Annotated in this window: 16 protein-coding genes; 5 read left to right on the forward strand and 11 right to left on the reverse strand. The window is 67.1% G+C overall.

What is annotated here, in order from left to right:
• Positions 1-24 precede the first annotated feature (24 nt).
• The gene (locus tag ACLMAL_RS30605; protein ID WP_328406439.1) at positions 25-498 is read left to right on the forward strand and encodes a MarR family winged helix-turn-helix transcriptional regulator; all 474 of its coding nucleotides are present in this window, start codon (positions 25-27) and stop codon (positions 496-498) included.
• Here the strand turns inward: ACLMAL_RS30605 and ACLMAL_RS30610 are convergent, their stop codons facing one another.
• On the reverse strand, positions 499-1,167 hold the full coding sequence (locus ACLMAL_RS30610; RefSeq protein ID WP_412002254.1) for a TetR/AcrR family transcriptional regulator C-terminal domain-containing protein: 669 nt from the start codon (positions 1,165-1,167) through the stop codon (positions 499-501).
• Between the two features lie 98 nt (positions 1,168-1,265).
• Here ACLMAL_RS30610 and ACLMAL_RS30615 point away from each other — a divergent pair, with 98 nt between their 5' ends.
• Both ACLMAL_RS30615 and ACLMAL_RS30620 read left to right on the forward strand, forming a co-directional pair.
• On the forward strand, positions 1,266-2,324 hold the full coding sequence (locus tag ACLMAL_RS30615; protein WP_412002255.1) for an NAD(P)-dependent alcohol dehydrogenase: 1,059 nt from the start codon (positions 1,266-1,268) through the stop codon (positions 2,322-2,324).
• A 146-nt stretch (positions 2,325-2,470) separates the two neighbouring features.
• Positions 2,471-3,217, forward strand: a complete 747-nt coding sequence (locus tag ACLMAL_RS30620; RefSeq protein ID WP_412002256.1) for a type 1 glutamine amidotransferase domain-containing protein — start codon at positions 2,471-2,473, stop codon at positions 3,215-3,217.
• A 69-nt stretch (positions 3,218-3,286) separates the two neighbouring features.
• Here ACLMAL_RS30620 and ACLMAL_RS30625 read toward each other — a convergent pair whose 3' ends face one another.
• Positions 3,287-4,252, reverse strand: a complete 966-nt coding sequence (locus ACLMAL_RS30625) for a helix-turn-helix transcriptional regulator (protein WP_412002257.1) — start codon at positions 4,250-4,252, stop codon at positions 3,287-3,289.
• Positions 4,253-4,439: 187 nt separating this feature from the next.
• Between ACLMAL_RS30625 and ACLMAL_RS30630 the strand changes: the two genes are divergently transcribed.
• Positions 4,440-4,592, forward strand: a complete 153-nt coding sequence (locus ACLMAL_RS30630; RefSeq protein WP_328406431.1) for a hypothetical protein — start codon at positions 4,440-4,442, stop codon at positions 4,590-4,592.
• Between the two features lie 16 nt (positions 4,593-4,608).
• On the opposite strand, the gene ACLMAL_RS30635 is transcribed toward ACLMAL_RS30630, so the two are convergent.
• From ACLMAL_RS30635 to ACLMAL_RS30650, 4 genes are all read right to left on the reverse strand, one after another.
• A complete protein-coding gene (locus ACLMAL_RS30635) occupies positions 4,609-6,594 on the reverse strand; it encodes a 5-oxoprolinase/urea amidolyase family protein (protein ID WP_412002258.1) in 1,986 nt (661 codons plus the stop codon).
• 227 nt (positions 6,595-6,821) lie between these two features.
• Positions 6,822-7,442 carry an urea amidolyase associated protein UAAP2 gene (locus tag ACLMAL_RS30640; RefSeq protein WP_412002259.1) on the reverse strand — a complete coding sequence of 207 codons (621 nt, stop codon included), beginning with the start codon at positions 7,440-7,442 and terminating at the stop codon, positions 6,822-6,824.
• Positions 7,439-8,191, reverse strand: coding sequence for a DUF1989 domain-containing protein (locus ACLMAL_RS30645; protein WP_412002260.1), 753 nt, complete (start codon positions 8,189-8,191; stop codon positions 7,439-7,441). Before ACLMAL_RS30645 ends, ACLMAL_RS30640 begins: the two co-directional genes overlap by 4 nt.
• Before the next feature lie 90 nt (positions 8,192-8,281).
• Positions 8,282-9,841: an amino acid permease gene (locus ACLMAL_RS30650; protein WP_412002261.1), complete on the reverse strand. Its 1,560-nt coding sequence runs from the start codon at positions 9,839-9,841 to the stop codon at positions 8,282-8,284.
• 222 nt (positions 9,842-10,063) lie between these two features.
• Here ACLMAL_RS30650 and ACLMAL_RS30655 point away from each other — a divergent pair, with 222 nt between their 5' ends.
• Entirely contained in the window at positions 10,064-10,732 is a 669-nt protein-coding gene (locus ACLMAL_RS30655) for a TetR/AcrR family transcriptional regulator (protein ID WP_412002262.1), read from the forward strand.
• A gap of 11 nt (positions 10,733-10,743) precedes the next feature.
• Here the strand turns inward: ACLMAL_RS30655 and ACLMAL_RS30660 are convergent, their stop codons facing one another.
• The 5 genes from ACLMAL_RS30660 to ACLMAL_RS30680 form a co-directional block, all read right to left on the reverse strand.
• Positions 10,744-12,177: a TerD family protein gene (locus ACLMAL_RS30660; RefSeq protein WP_412002305.1), complete on the reverse strand. Its 1,434-nt coding sequence runs from the start codon at positions 12,175-12,177 to the stop codon at positions 10,744-10,746.
• Between the two features lie 39 nt (positions 12,178-12,216).
• Complete coding sequence (locus tag ACLMAL_RS30665) at positions 12,217-12,759, reverse strand: hypothetical protein (RefSeq protein WP_412002263.1); 543 nt, start codon at positions 12,757-12,759, stop codon at positions 12,217-12,219.
• Positions 12,760-12,823: 64 nt separating this feature from the next.
• Positions 12,824-12,991 carry a hypothetical protein gene (locus tag ACLMAL_RS30670; protein WP_412002264.1) on the reverse strand — a complete coding sequence of 56 codons (168 nt, stop codon included), beginning with the start codon at positions 12,989-12,991 and terminating at the stop codon, positions 12,824-12,826.
• 39 nt (positions 12,992-13,030) lie between these two features.
• Complete coding sequence (locus ACLMAL_RS30675) at positions 13,031-13,831, reverse strand: family 1 encapsulin nanocompartment shell protein (RefSeq protein WP_412002265.1); 801 nt, start codon at positions 13,829-13,831, stop codon at positions 13,031-13,033.
• The gene (locus tag ACLMAL_RS30680; protein ID WP_328406416.1) at positions 13,828-14,865 is read right to left on the reverse strand and encodes a Dyp-type peroxidase; all 1,038 of its coding nucleotides are present in this window, start codon (positions 14,863-14,865) and stop codon (positions 13,828-13,830) included. The genes ACLMAL_RS30675 and ACLMAL_RS30680 overlap by 4 nt, the downstream gene beginning before the upstream one ends.
• Positions 14,866-14,905: the final 40 nt, after the last annotated feature.

The raw sequence follows: 14,905 nt of genomic DNA on the forward strand, positions 1-14,905 counted from the left end.
ACTATCTCGGATAGGCTCGGCACCATGGACGCGACCGACCTCTTCGACGACCCGAGGCTCACCACCATCGGCCTGCTCTACGAGGCGCACGACGGGCTGATCGCGAAGCTGGAACCGACCTGGAAGGAGAACGGCCTTTCGGGTCTGGATGCCAACGCGTTGATGCGGCTGAGTCGCTCGCCCGGTCGGCGGTTGCGCATGACCGATCTCGCCGCACAGACCCGCCTGTCCACCAGTGGCATCACGCGATTGGTGGATCGGCTGCAACGGAACGGGTTTGTTCGGCGGGAAGCCGATGCGGGTGATCGGCGCACCTCCTACGCGGTGCTGACCGCGGCGGGAGCGACGCGGATCGCGCGCGTGCTGCCCGCGTATCTGGAGGGCATCGAGCAATGGTTCACCGGGCTGCTGACCGGGCCGCAGTTGGACGAGTTGGTCGCGGGGCTGCGCATCATCCGCGACGCGGCCAATCCCGAGGCGACGGCACTCGGCGATTAACTACTCGGGCCGAGTCTGCCGCACCCGTTCCAGCCCATCGAGGATGAGGTCGAGCCCGAAATCGAAGTCGGCGACGCCGTTGTGCGCGCCGGAGCTGACCAGCCGGGCCAGTGCATTCATGTGGGGGTGGCTTTCGGCGGGGATCAGCGGCAGGAATTGCTCTGCGGCCGAGGCGTATTCGTCGGGCACGAGCGGAAAATTGAGTTCCTGCAGGGTGAATCCATAGATGTGGCTGTCCATGGCATTCCAGGCGCGGTCGGCCTGCTGGAGGCTGAAGCCCGCAGTGTGCAGGCAGCCGATGGTCGCATCGACGTAACGCAACATGGCGGGGCCGACGTTGATCCTCGACCCGATGAGTCCGGTGGCCCACGGATGGCGGCGCAGTGTTTCGTGCGCGGAGGTGGCCCGCCTGCGCATGGCCGCTTTCCAGTCGCCGCCGATCTCCGGTACCTCGATCTCGGCGACCACGAGGTCAACGATGCCGTCGAGGAGATCGTCTTTGTTGGCGACGTGGTTGTAGAGCGACATCGCCTCTACGTCGAGCGCCTGTGCCAGCTTGCGCATCGACAGTGACCCCAGCCCGTTCTCGTCGGCGAACCGGACTGCGGTGTGCAGCACCCGGTCTCGGCTGAGCGGGGTGCGGGCGGGGCTTGCGGGGGTCTTGGGCATGGGCCTTTCTTTCTTGACGTACTTACGCCGTAAGCGTACCGTTTCGAGCGAACGACTTACGGTGTAAGTTCGTCGAATCGCAGGTGAGGACGAGTTCCATGGTTGAACCGAAGGGTCAGCAGGTCAGGACGAAAGCCGTGTCGACGGACCGGGACGGGCTGTCCGCCGGTGCTGACGGCGCCACGATGCATGCGATTGTCGGCCCGTCGTACGGGTCGAGCGAGGTGCTCCGCCACGAGGTGGTCGACCGCCCCACGGTCGACGACGGCGAGGTGCTGATCCGGGTGCGCGCGGCATCCGTCTGCTCCGGTGACGTGCACCTGCTCACCGGCAAGCCGTACCTGATCCGACTCGGATTCGGGTTGCGCAGGCCCAAGTATCGAATTCCGGGGCAGGACGTGGCCGGTGTGGTGGCCGCGGTCGGCGACAATGTCACCGGCTTCCGGATCGGTGACGAGGTGTACGGCAAGACCTCCGGCGGCGGATTCGCCGAATACGTCTGTGCGTCGGCGCGCACGCTCGCGCCCAAACCGGCCACGCTCACCTTCGAACAGGCTGCCGCCGTGCCGGATTCGGGCATTACCGCGCTGCAGGGCTTGCGCGATGTCGGACGACTCCGCCCCGGTGGGTCGGTCCTCGTCAACGGCGCTTCCGGCGGTGTCGGCTCCTTCGCGGTCCAGATTGCGAAGGCGTTCGGGGGTGAGGTGACGGCCGTCTGTAGTACGCGCCACCTCACTGCGGTCCGCGATCTGGGTGCCGACCACGTAATCGACTACACCGCACGGGATTTCACCGAGCTCGACAGTGACTACGACGTCATCCTCGACCTGGTCGGCAACCGGTCGTTGCGCGAGTGCCGTCGCGTACTCGCACCCGAGGGCGTCTTCGTCTCCTCGGCGGGTTCGCCCGGCGGCAACTGGATCGGCCCGGTGCTCTGGATCGGAAAAGTCTTCCTGACCAACCTGTTCGCAAGCCAGACCTTCGCGCCGCTGCTCATGCGCCCGACCCGCGCCGACCTGGAATTCCTGACCGATCTCGCCGAGAACGGCACCCTGCGTCCGCTGATCGAACGGCGGTATCCCCTCGCCGAGGCGGCGGACGCCTTCGCGCACCTGGCCGACGGTCATGCGCAGGGCAAGACGGTGATCCTCGGGTGACCGTAAGGCGGCTGAATCATCAAAGCTTTTGGCTCAGAGGTGAATTCGGCTCGCAGTGAACTCGTGCGTGGAAATGGGTTGCGACACCACACAATAGGCGGCGCGACGCGGGACGCGTCGCGCCGTAGCGATGGAAGGTGCAGCCGGTGAGCGCACGTGTAGATGTATTGAACCCGCAGCGACCCAAGCGGGTGCTGATGGTGGCTTCGAATCCGGCGGTTTCGCGGCAGACCGGGTGGCCGATCGGATTCTGGTGGGCGGAGTTGACCCATCCGTACTGGGAATTCGTCGAGCGGGGTTATCAGGTCGACATCGCCGGCCTCGACGGCGGCGCGTTGTCCGCCGATCCGTGGAGCGATCCGCGGGATGATTCCGCCTACAGCGACGAGGACCTGATCAGCCTGGGGTTCCTCTCCTCGCCCAAACATGCTGCATTGGTGGAAAATTCGCTGGCGCTGGACGCGGTGAATCCAGATGACTACGACGCGGTGTTTCTCGTCGGCGGGCAGGCCCCGATGTACACCTTCATCGACGAGCCTCGCATTCATGACTTGGTGTCCTCCCGCGTCGCGGCAGACCGCGTCGTCGCCGTCGTCTGTCACGCCACCTGTGTCCTGCTGAAGGCCACGCTGCCCGATGGACGGCTCGTGGTGGACGGGCGAACCTGGACCGGATTCGCCAATGCCGAGGAAGACTTCGCCGACGAGTTCGTCGGCCAGACCATCCAGCCGTTCCGAATCGAAGACGAGGCACGCAAACTCGACGGTACGAACTTCATCGTCGCCGGTCGTTTCGTACCGCATGCGGTACGCGACGGCAACCTGATCACCGGCCAACAGCAGTACTCCGGCGCCGCGGCGGCCCGGCTGGTGATCGAGGCGCTCGGCGTATAGGCCGCCCCGTACGCAGTTCCTGTGGTCGAGTGGCACATAGGTGCGGCGAAGGTCGAGAAGTTCTCTCGCTCATGTGCCACTCGGCTCCTCGACGGCGGCGGTGAGTCGTGCGATGAGGGTGCGGATGTGGGCGATCAGTTCGGGGGGTTCGTGGATGTGGAACGGGAAGCCGAAGCCGGCTACATAGATGGCCAGTTCGTCCAGGGAGTTGGAACCTGTTCGGAGTAGGCAGGATTGGTGGTCGAGGGGTTCGATGGTGCCGACGGTGGGGGCGATGCGGTCGGCGGCCACCTCGGCGGGGACGTCCAGCGTGATGCGGGCGGAGTAGCGGTAGGGGGAGGTGGTGACACCGCGGGAAACGTAGCCCGCGAGGTCGATGTCGGGGGCCTCGCGCGGGGTGAAGCGCGGGCCGGTGGGGATGCGAGGGTTGATGCGGTCGACGCGGTAGGTGCGCCAGTCGGCGCGGTCGAGGTCCCAGGCGATCAGGTACCAGTGGCGGCCGGTGTGGGCGAGGCGGTGGGGTTCGGTGGTGCGCAGTGATGTTGTGCCGCGATGGCTCCGGTAGTCGAAGCGCAGGCGGTGGTTGTCGCGGATGGTGGCGGCGAGCGCGGTGAGGACATCGGGATCGACGGTCGCCGCCGCTGTGGGGACGGTGATGGTGGTCGAGTGCAGCAGACTGACGCGGTGGCGCAGCCGCGAGGGGAGCACCTGCTCGAGCTTGGTGAGTGCGCGCAGCGAGCTGTCCTCGATGCCCGCGATGGTGCCGCCCGCCGCGGTGCGCAGGCCGATGGCGACCGCGACGGCCTCGTCGTCGTCGAGCAGCAGGGGTGGGAGTTGCGCGCCCGCGCCGAGGCGGTACCCCGCCACGCCCGGCGTGGCGTCGACGGGATAGCCGAGGTTGCGTAGCTTGTCGATATCGCGGCGGACGGTGCGTGCATCGACCCCGAGGCGTTCGGCCAGTTCGGCGCCGGTCCAGTCGCGAGGCGTCTGCAACAGCGACAGCAGACGCAGCAGGCGGGCGGAGGTTTCCAACATAGCTACAAAGTCTGCCCCGGACATAGGGCGAAAAGTGTCCTAAGTGGGTCATAGCGGAGCCGGAACTGTTGGTCGTCGACACCCGCGCGTTCTTCCACGACTTGTGCTAAAACCGAAGCCTGTGGTGCTCGCGTCGGCATATCGTCGCCGCGGCAAGGCCACGATCGGATGTACAGGAGTGACCGTCATGAGCGAGCAGCGTTGGCTGACCCAGGAACAGCGTGAAGATTTCTGGGGGCGCTGCGGCTGGTCACCGACCATGCCGGAATCCGACCGCGTGATCATCGAAAACCGCTGGGACGACGAGTCGATCGACATGGCGAAATTGTTCGGCTGGTGACCTGGACGTCGACGCCTCACCCGGTGAGTTCGCCCGCGCGCTGCCACGAGTTCCGCTCCGCGGCGAATGCCTCGGCTTGCATTGCCCGGAATTCCTCGATGGATCCGGCGTTGTCGGCGAGGAACTGCCGGTAGTCGGCCAGTCGGAAGTCACCGTCTTCGGCTTTCACCCCGACGTTGCCCGCAGCGAAATCGGCACGCAGGTCGAGGAGTTCCTCGGCTTCGACGGGATACCAGCGGATTCGGTCGAAATAGCGAAGCAGCCACGGGTTGTCTTCGGGGTCGGTGCCGGCGTTGCGGTGGTTCCACACCTGGGTGGTGCGGCCGACGAACTGATAGCCGCCGGGGCCCTCCATGCCGTAGATGCACAGGTAGGCGCCGCCGATGCCGACCGCGTTCTCGGGGGTCCAGGTGCGGGCCGGATTGTATTTGGTGGTGACCAACCGGTGGCGCGGATCGGTGGGGGTGGCTACCGGCGCGCCGAGATAGACGTCACCCAGGCCCAGGACCAGGTACTCGGCGCCGAACACGGTGTCGTAGACGTCCTGTACCGCTGCCAATCCGTTCATGCGGCGGATGAATTCGATGTTCCACGGGCACCAGGGGGCATCGGCGCGGACGCCGTGCTGGTAGCGGGTGATGGCCTCTCGGGTCGACGGATCGTCCCAGGAGAGGGGGAGATGGACCGTGCGGCTCGGCACGATGAGCTGGTCGGAGGCCGGGATGGTGCGTTCGGCTTCGGCGAGCAGGTCGAGCAATGCGGGCACCGGCAGGATGGCAGGGTCGACGCGGACCTGGAGGGACCGGACACCGGGGGTCAGCTCGGTCACGCCGCGCACTCCGGCGGCAAGCAGGTGCCGGTGCAGTGCGTGGACGCGGGCACGCAGACCCAAATCCAGTGTCATGGCGCCGTATTCGACGAGCACACCGTCATTGCCTTGGCGTCGGTAGGTCACGCCGGTCTGGTCGTCGACGTCGGTCCGGCGCAGCACGCCGTCGTCATCGTCGCCGCCGGTCGAAATGACTGTGGGCCATGCGGCCCGACGCGCCGGACCCAGTTCACGGATCGAGGCGGCGTGCGCACTGCGAATCGGGACGAAGCGCACGGCGTCGCCGGGGGCGAGCTGGCCGAGCTTCCACCGGTCGGCGGCGACCACGGTGACCGGGCAGACGAAACCGCCGAGACTGGGCCCATCCGGTCCGAGCAGGATCGGGGTGTCACCGGTGAAGTCGAGTGCACCAACGGAATACGGCGTGTCATGAATATTCGACGGATGCAGGCCCGCCTCGCCGCCGTCGGTCCGTGCCCACTCCGGCTTGGGGCCGATGAGCCGGACTCCGGTGCGATCGGAGTTGAAATGCACTTCGTAATCGGTGCCGATGACCGTGTCGAAGTCGGCGCGGGTGAAGAACTCCGGTGCACCGTGCGGACCCTCGGTGACCGCCAGCTCCCATCGTCGGCTCAGCACCGGCTGCTCCTCCATCGGAACCGCCGCCGCAACTCGGCCGATATGCGGTGCAAGCGGCAGTATTTCGCCCACCCGCATCGCACTACCTGCACTGCCGCCGAACCGGCCGAGCGTGAAAGTCGAGACGCTGCCGAGGTATTCGGGCAGCTCGATGCCGCCCGCGATCAGCACGTAGCAGCGCATGCCCGGCCCGCGAACGGCCCCGACATCCAGCACGCCGCCGGCCGGAACCTGCACGGTCCGCCACTGGTGCACGCGCGCACCGTTCACCGTGATATCGGTGGCTGCACCGGTCACGACCACCCAGGTCGGTGCGGAAAACTTCAGTGCGGGCCCGCCGAGGGTGCATTCGAGTCCGGCCGCGCCCTCGTCGTTGCCCAGCACCCGGTTGCCGAGCCTGAAGGAAAGATCGTCCATCGGTCCCGACGGCGGTACACCGACATGCCAAAAGCCGACCCGGCCCGGCCAGTCCTGCACTGTGGTGAGCATCCCTGGGCGCACCACCTCGACCTGCGTGAGGGCAGACGAGTCCACAGCTCTGCGGTCCGCAACAGCGGGGCGAGCATTCCGGCCCGGACAGTCGGCTGCACCGCTGTCGAGAAGGTCTGCGGCGGCCTGACCGATCGGACCGGCGGGAGGCCGACTGTCGGCCCGGTCGGATTCTCCGTATCCCGACCGGGCCGCTGTCGGAGTCGAGGTTTCGGCGGATTTTCCGGGTGAGCTGCTGGTCGTTGCGCCGCTGCGCGGTAGTTCGGCGACGGTCATCGGGTCACCACCATGCGCACGGGGGTGGGGTCGAAGCCGTTGCAGGGGTTGTTGATCTGCGGGCAATTCGAGACGAGCACCAGCGTGTCGGTCTCGGCGCGGAGGGTGACTTTCTTTCCGGGAGCGGACAATCCGTCGACGATGCCGAGGGTGCCGTCGGCCTCCACCGGGACGTTCATGAACCAGTTGATGTTGGACACCAGATCTCGCTTGCCGAGACCCCATTTCAGTGCCTCGGCCAGGAAGTTCTCCACGCAGGCGTGCTGCTGGCGGGTGTGGTGGCCGTAGCGCAGGGTGTTGGACTCCTGGGAGCAGGCGCCCGCGATGGTGTCGTGGTTGCCGACCTCGTCGGCGACCACGGTCATCAGGGCGGTGCCCACATCGGTGCGCAGCACGCTGCCGGTGGTGAGGAAGATATTGCGCTGGGCGGTGATGGTGGCCTGCGCGCTGTAGCGGTCGGTGTGGTCGGCGGCCGAGTACAGCAGGCAGTCGACGGCCTGATTGCCGTGCAGGTCGATAATCTCGAGCTGTTCGCCTGCCCGGACTACCGTGGACCACGGCGCGCACGCGGGAACGGTCTGGTCGAGCACGACGGTGCGCGTCAGTGTCGAGTTCATGCCGATACCTCCAACGTCAGCGCGGCTGCCCACGCTTGTTCGGTGTTCTGCACGGCCCGTTGGTATTCCGGGTCGGAGTTGTGGGTGGCGGTGAGCTCCTCCGGCGCCGACCAGGCGATGACATCGAGGTCTGTTGCAGGCCGGTCGTCCAGCGGGTGCGTGGCATTGGCGATCAGCGCGATTACCGGTAAGTGCACGAGCAGGTCGACCGAGGCGCCCGCACCCGCGCTGCCGGTGGCGATCAACGTGCCGTCGGATTCGACGCGGACACCGCGGAAGAACGACACCGTGGGTGCGATGTCCCGTGGTTCGAGGCCCTGTTTGGTTCCCGCGAGCCGGAGCAGGCCACGGGCCTCCGAGGCGGGTCCACAGAGGGTGTCGTGGTGGCCGGAGGTGTCGGCGAGCACGGTGGCGAGCACCCGGCCCTGATCGGAGAGCAGTGGATGGCCGTCCGCGAGGTAGGCCTGCCACGGCACCTTGACGGTGTCGGCGACATTGAGGCGTTCCCACGGCGCGTCGGCCCGCACGAGCAGCAGGTGCCCGCATGCGGCGCCCGCGGGATCGCCGAGCCGGATGCGGGTGCCGCGGCCGAGCACAACGTTCGCGTAGCCGCCTGCCGGAATGCGTTGGGCCCACGTGATCTTTGTGGTAGCGACGCCGTCGGGCAGCACAGGGTTGGCGACGGCGGCCGCTGCGGCCTGCGATCGGGCGTGCGCGCGGGCGTCGGTAGTGGAAGCGGTGCTTGTCATGATTGCTCCCTCGGGTCAGGTGTGTCGAGGTATCGGATCGGACGTGCGCGGTGGCGGGCAACGGCGGCGCACCACCGCGCGCGGCCGGGGTCAGGCAGGTACTACGGCGGGTTCTGTGAGGTCGGCGCGGCGCGGTCCGGCATTGACGAACCGATGTACGACGATCCCGACGGCCACCACGATCAGCACGAAAAGCGGTGCGGCCCAGAGCATCCACCAGCTCCCGCCCTTCGGGGTGTACACCTCCGCGCGGGGCCAGATCAGATTCACCGCCATCGCGATGCCCCACACCACGGCCAGCAGATTGATCGGAATGCCCGCGCGGCTGAGGTTGAACAGCCCGGCGTCGGCGTTGTCGCGGCCCCAGCCCTTGAAGCGCGCGGCCAGCAGCGGCACCGTGACAAGCAGGTAGGCCAGATACAGCGTCACAATGCAGACGCTGGCCAGCGTCGCGAAGATCGCGGCGTTGCCGAGGTTGAGCACCAGCAGGCCGATGCCGAGCACACCGATCACGATGGCGGGCAGCATGGGTGTGCCGTAGCGCGGATGCACCGCGGCGAGTTGCTCGGCGAAGGGCAGCTTGCCGTCGCGCGCCATCGAGAACATCAGTCGCGAACCCGCGGTCTGAATTGCCAAGGTGCACACCATGATCGCCACTGCGACACAGCCGAGCAGCACCTTGCCCGCCGGGCTGTCGAGCTTCGAGGTGAGCACATAGGCCAGGCCGTCAGTGGCCAGCGCGCCGCCGGACAAGCTCGGTGCGGCCATCAGTGCGCCGATCAGCAGCAGGCCGCCGCCGAGTGCGGAGACCGACAGTGCAGTGAGGATGGTGCGCGGCGCTACCGTGCGCGGATTCTTGGTCTCCTCGGAAAGCTCACCGGCGGAATCGAATCCGACCATCACGTACGCGGCCATCAGGCCGGAGACAAGGAACGCGGCCCAGTACGGGCCGGGTGCGGCCTGATCGGTCTGCAGCACCACGCCCGGACCGCGTTCGGTGTGGGTGAAGAACAGCGCGACGATCGCGACGACACCGACGATCTCGACGGTGACACCGATCGAGTTGATCTTGGCCATCAGGTCGATGCCGATCACATTGATCACTGTCGTGATCACCAGCAGGACGCTGCCGAGCAGGACCGCGTTCGCGGCACCGGACGAAGAGGTGAGCGCGCTGTCCGCGCCGACAACCTGGAATCCGCTCCAGATCGAGGGCAGCACCACCTGGAGTGCGATGGCCGCCGCCGCGGCGGTGACGATCTGTGCGATGACCATCATCCAGCCCGCGAACCAACCGACGACTTCACCGCCCAGTCGGCGCGACCACTGGTAGATGCAGCCCGAAATCGGGTACCGCGCGGCCAGTTCGGCGAAGTTGAGCGCGACGAGCAGTTGGCCCGCGAACACGATCGGCCAGGTCCAGAAGAACGCGGCGCCGCCGAACGAGTAGCCGAGGCCGAAGAACTGGAAGATCGTGGTGAGGATCGAGACAAAGGAAAATCCGGCCGCGAACGAGGCGTAGCGGCCGAGCTTGCGGTGCAGCACCGGCTGATAACCGAAGCCGGCGAGGTCCACGCCGTCAGCGCTGGTGTCCGGTGGTGCTGCGGGGGCAGCGATGGTGGGGGCGGGCGAATCGACTTCAATGGCCATGGGTGGGGTCCTTCGGCGAGTGGCCAATACCTATCAGATGACAGTTTTGCGTTCGCGATCGCGCTTTCGGTGTCCGGTGTGTATCGCTTACGGGAACCCCGGTAACTTCTGGATTGCCTTGATTTCTGTCAAGTGACAGAAACCTCTCTGCTCGGCCACGACCGGCCGTGTGAACGCTGATGCGCCGGTGAAAGCCTCGAAACGCGATGCCAGAATGGGCAGGTGGCAAACCTCCGCCCCGGCCGTCCTCGACTGGCACAGCGACCGCGTCGCGGGCAGACACCGCGCGCCGAGATCCTCGACGCCGCCGGTGAGCTGTTCACCACCAACGGGTACGCCAACACCTCCACGCGTGTTGTCGCCGATGCGGTCGGAATCCGGCAGGCCTCGCTCTACCACCACTTCGCGGCCAAGGACGACATCCTCGACGCGCTGCTCGGCGAAACTGTCGCCGCCCCCTTGGAACTCGCCGAACGGCTGCGCGATGTGCCGGAGTCGGTGGCCGCGCGACTCTACGCGCTGGCCTGGTTCGATGTCCGCCAGCTGTGCGCGGCCCGCTGGAATCTGGGTGCGCTGTATCTGCTTCCCGAGCTGCGTACCGAACGCTTCGCCGCCTTCCGTTTGCGGCGCGACGAATTACGCAGGCACTACGAGGTATTGGCCGCAAGCGTGCTCACCGAGACGGCAGGCGCGAGCGTCGCCGGGCTGGCGGGGCTCCCGTTCCGCCTCGTCGAGACGGTGATCGGCATCCGCTCCGATGCGGGCAGCGCGCCGGCTTACGCTGAACGCGCGATCCCCGACGCAGTGCTGCGGATGCTCAGCTGGCCGGGCGACCTCGACGAGTTGCGTACGGTGGCGGGCACGCTGCTGCACCGATTGCAGGCCGCCTGACCTTCGGTTCGTCAGCCCTTGCCGCTGGAAGCCTGGAACTCGAAGCCCCAGCCGTACATCTGGGCGATCTCCCGGATGCCGCTGCCGGGACGGCCCCCGGGCGGACGGATGAAGGTGCCGTCGCGGCGAACGACGAACTCGCCGTTGAGATTCTCGATGTGGGCGAGAACGACGTCGCGTGAGTTGTCCGTGCAGCCATCCATGGTCATCTCGATCGGCACCGAGTTGACCGGGTACAGGGTTGCGGTGGCCTGTACACCGCGGAAATCGGTCGCGCCCTCATAGATGGACGCGAACACCAGGATGCGGCGGAACTGCGCGGTGAAATCGAGGTTGATGTCGAGATTCTCGCCGGTGCTGCTGCTGCCGGTCCTGTCGTCCTGGTCGAGCCGGATGAAGGGCGGACGGTCCAGCGCGCCGAAGGAACGATCCAGTGCGCGAACGGAACCGATGCGGCCGTCGGCCAGCTCGAAGAAGCAGCAGAGGTCGAGGTCGAGGGTGCCCCCGCCGCGCTTCCTGCCGAACAGCCCGCCACCGCTCGCAGCGACCGAGGTCGTCCAGTTCAGGTTGACGCGCATAGTGCCCGATATCGCGCCCTGCTTGGTCAGCGAGATCGATGGCGACTCTTTGGTCAGCGAGATCTTGCTCATGTTGATCGGCGCACCCGACGGCCCGGCTGCCGGAGGCTGCTGCGGCGGGTAGGGCGGTGGCGGCGCGCTGTAGGGCGCCTGTGGTGGGTAAGGCGGCTGCGGCAGATACGGCGGTGGTGGCGTGGACGCACTGTAGGTCGGCGGCGGTGGCGCGAACTGTGGTGCGGGCGGGGCGAATTGCTGTGGCGGCGCGGGCGGCGGTGCGAACTGCTGCGGCGCGGGCGGAGGTGGTGGTGGGGTGAACTGCTGGGGTCGCGCGGGCGATGCGGCGGGAGCCGGTGCGTCATCGACGGAGATGCCGAAGTCGGTGGCAAGACCGGCCAGCCCCGAGGCGTATCCCTGTCCGACGGCACGGAACTTCCACGTGCCCTGCCTGCGATACAGCTCGCCGAGTACGAACGCGGTCTCGGTGGTCGCGCCGACGCTGTCGAAACGGGCGACCTCGCCGCCGTTCGACGCGTCGATCACCCGCACATAGAGACCGTGGAACTGCCCGAAGGTGCCGCCGTCCGAGGAGGCCGCGATCACGATGGTGTCGATCTGCGACTCGACCTGGGCCAGATTTACCGACAACGTGTCCAGCACGACCGGACCCTGCTGTTTGCCCTCGTGCCGGACCGCGCCGGAGGCATGCGCAGGCTGGTTGTAGAAGACGAAGTCACCGTCGGACCGCACCTTGCCCGAGACGAGCAGCAGTGCGGATGCATCCGCATCGGGAACCGCGGGTCCCGACTGCCACCCCAGTTCGATGCGGACCGCGGACATCGGCACCGGAACATTGGCGCCCTTCATCATCGACACAGCTGCCAACGTATCGGAAACGGGCCGCCCGCGTCAGGGCTCCGCGCCGCGGGTCGGCGGCGCGATCTGCCAATGTCGATGCAGCCCGCCCGCAATCTCCGGGAGCACGGTCACCGGGACGCGTTTGCGGCGCAGCATCTCCCGAATTTCCTGCACCTGCTCACGTTTGCGCATGTCGTAGGCACCCGACACCGGGCGAATCACCGGCGGAATGGACAGCAGCACCAGCTCGCCGTGGCGTTCGTCGCCACCGGAAAGGTCGAGGGCAAGCGACCACCTGGCCCGCTCGTCGAGTGCGAACCGCCCGGCAACCACCCGACCCCAGTCGATACTGGATTCCCGCCACGGGGTGCGCCGGTAGATTCCGCCGTCGGTCAGGACGACGACATCGCGTCCGAACAGCGAGACCAGGATCGCGATACCCGCGACCACACCGGCGAGCAGCCCGGTGAACACCCGGTTCGGGCCGAACCCCGTGACGATCGCACCACAGACGAGTGTGGTCACCCCGATGCCGAGCGCGCCGTAGAGCAGCGCTCGTTGAGTGGGAACCACGCCAGCGCGCACCATCGTCATCTCGCCTCCTGCCGACTGCGAATCCCACCGTACCGGGCCGATCCGCCCGTCGAGGCGCAGGGGATCAGCGGTTGTACGGCTCCTCCTGAATCCAGTTGAAACCACGGTCGATCAGCGGGAACGACCCGATGCTCACCCCGGTGAACCAAGCGTGCACGCGGTGCCCGGCGAAGTCGCCGACGATCACCATCCGATTCGGCTCCGGCCACCAGTAGGTGAGGCGGATATGCACCGGCGTCTTGCGAAGGGTGTCCCGAGGCGCTCCGGTTTCTCAGGCCTCCAACGCGACCGCGGCCTCGCCCGTGTACACCAGGAAGGTCAGGCTCTGCTGGAAGTACAGCTGCACCGACTCGGCGTCGTGCGACAGGTAGCCGATCGACAGGTCTTGGCCGAGTTGCAGGTCGAAGTCGCCGCCTCGGGTGGTCAGCACGAACGCGCCGTCGATGGCGGGGGCCCAGATGATCTCGCCGTCGGGGATCAGGCGTTCGATATGGGTGCGGATCGGGTGGCCGTGATCGGACGTCTCGCTGACCGCCGTGTACAGGTCCGCACTGAGCAGCACCGAGTACGGGCCGTCGACGCCCGCCAGCCGCAGCGCGCTGAGCGCCTGGGTGACGGCCTCGGGTACCAGCCGCGCGTCGCTCGGCACGTTGATCGCCTCGTTGGACGAACTTGCCCGGATACCGGTGATATTCGCGGCCGGGTAGCCCTCGAAGATCGCGCGGTCCTCGGCGAACGCGATGCGTCGCGCGGCCTCCTTCACCGGATCCAGATCCGTGTCCTTGGCGCCGCGCTCGACATCGTCGAGCTCATCGCGCGACAGTGTGAACGGGACCCGCAGTTCGACCAGCGGCGCGACAACGCGCTGACGGGCCTGCACGCCCACGTCGGGCGCGGCGATCGCGGTGGTGCGCCCGAGACCGACGGCGGAGTAATCGGTGCCGTGCGGGCCGGACAGATCGACGACGCGACGTCCGGCGATGTGCCGCTTGAAGGTTCGCGTCGCCTCTTCCTCGATTGCCGTCCACGCCTCGGAGGTGATCGGCGCAAGTTCGCGATGGAGGTTGTTCATTGCTGCGTGCTCCTTTTCAACGTGCCGATACCGAGTGATCCATCTCCGGTGTCCGACTTGTCAACGCCCTCGGCGCTCGAAGATTCCTCGACCTCGGGAGCGTCCGGGGGAGCGTCGAGGAAGTCCTGGGGCGGTGTGAAGAACAACGTGCCGGTGACCGCGGTGGAGAAGTCCAGAATTCGGTCGTATTCGGCCTCGTCCGAGCCGAGGAACATCCGCGTGAGCATGGCCTCGGTGACGCTGGGCGTGGCGGCGTAAGCGATGTAGTACGTGCCGAATTCGTCGTCGCGGATGCTGCCGAACGGCATATTGGCGCGCAGGATCTGACGTTGGGTTCCATCGGGATCGACGATCGTGTTCACGGCGACATGGGAATTCAGGGGCTTGTCCGCGTCGGAGAACTCGATGTCGTCCAGCTTGGTGCGGCCGATGACCCGTTCCTGCTCGGGGACGGGTAGTTCGCGCCAGTCTGTCATGGCGTGCAGATATTTCTGCACGATCACGTAGCTGCCGCCCGCGAAGTCGGGGTCCTCGTCGCCGATCAGTGCCACCCGTCCTGCGTCCGAGGTCGGCGAGGCGCCTTCGGGATTCTCGGTGCCGTCCACGAAGCCGAGCAGATCGCGCTGCTCGAAGTAGCGGAAACCGACGGTCTCGTCGACGATGGTCACCGCGCCGTTGAGTCGGTCGCTGAGCAGCATCGCCAACTCGAAGCAGGCGTCCTGCACTTCGGCTTTGATGTGGAACAGCAGGTCGCCCGGTGTGGCGGGGGCTTTGTGGTGTGCGCCGTCGTAACCGGGGAAGTCGTGCAACTCGGCGGGCCGCGGTCCGGTGAACAGCCGATCCCACGCGGCCGAGCCGATCGACGTCACACAGGTCAGTCCGGATCCCGGCAACCGGAACCCGACCGAACGGCGCAATCCGGACAGATCGGCGAGCACCTCGCGCACCGTCTGCTCTCCGCCCTCGTCGATGGTGGCGACGAGGAAGATCGCGGCCGGTGTGAGCGGTTCGAGGATCGGCTGTGGCTCACCCATGATCAACAGCGTAGTGGCCGGCGCCGACACACCGGTGGAG

The sequence above is a fragment of the Nocardia sp. CWNU-33 genome (assembly GCF_046764895.1).
Classification (GTDB): domain Bacteria; phylum Actinomycetota; class Actinomycetes; order Mycobacteriales; family Mycobacteriaceae; genus Nocardia.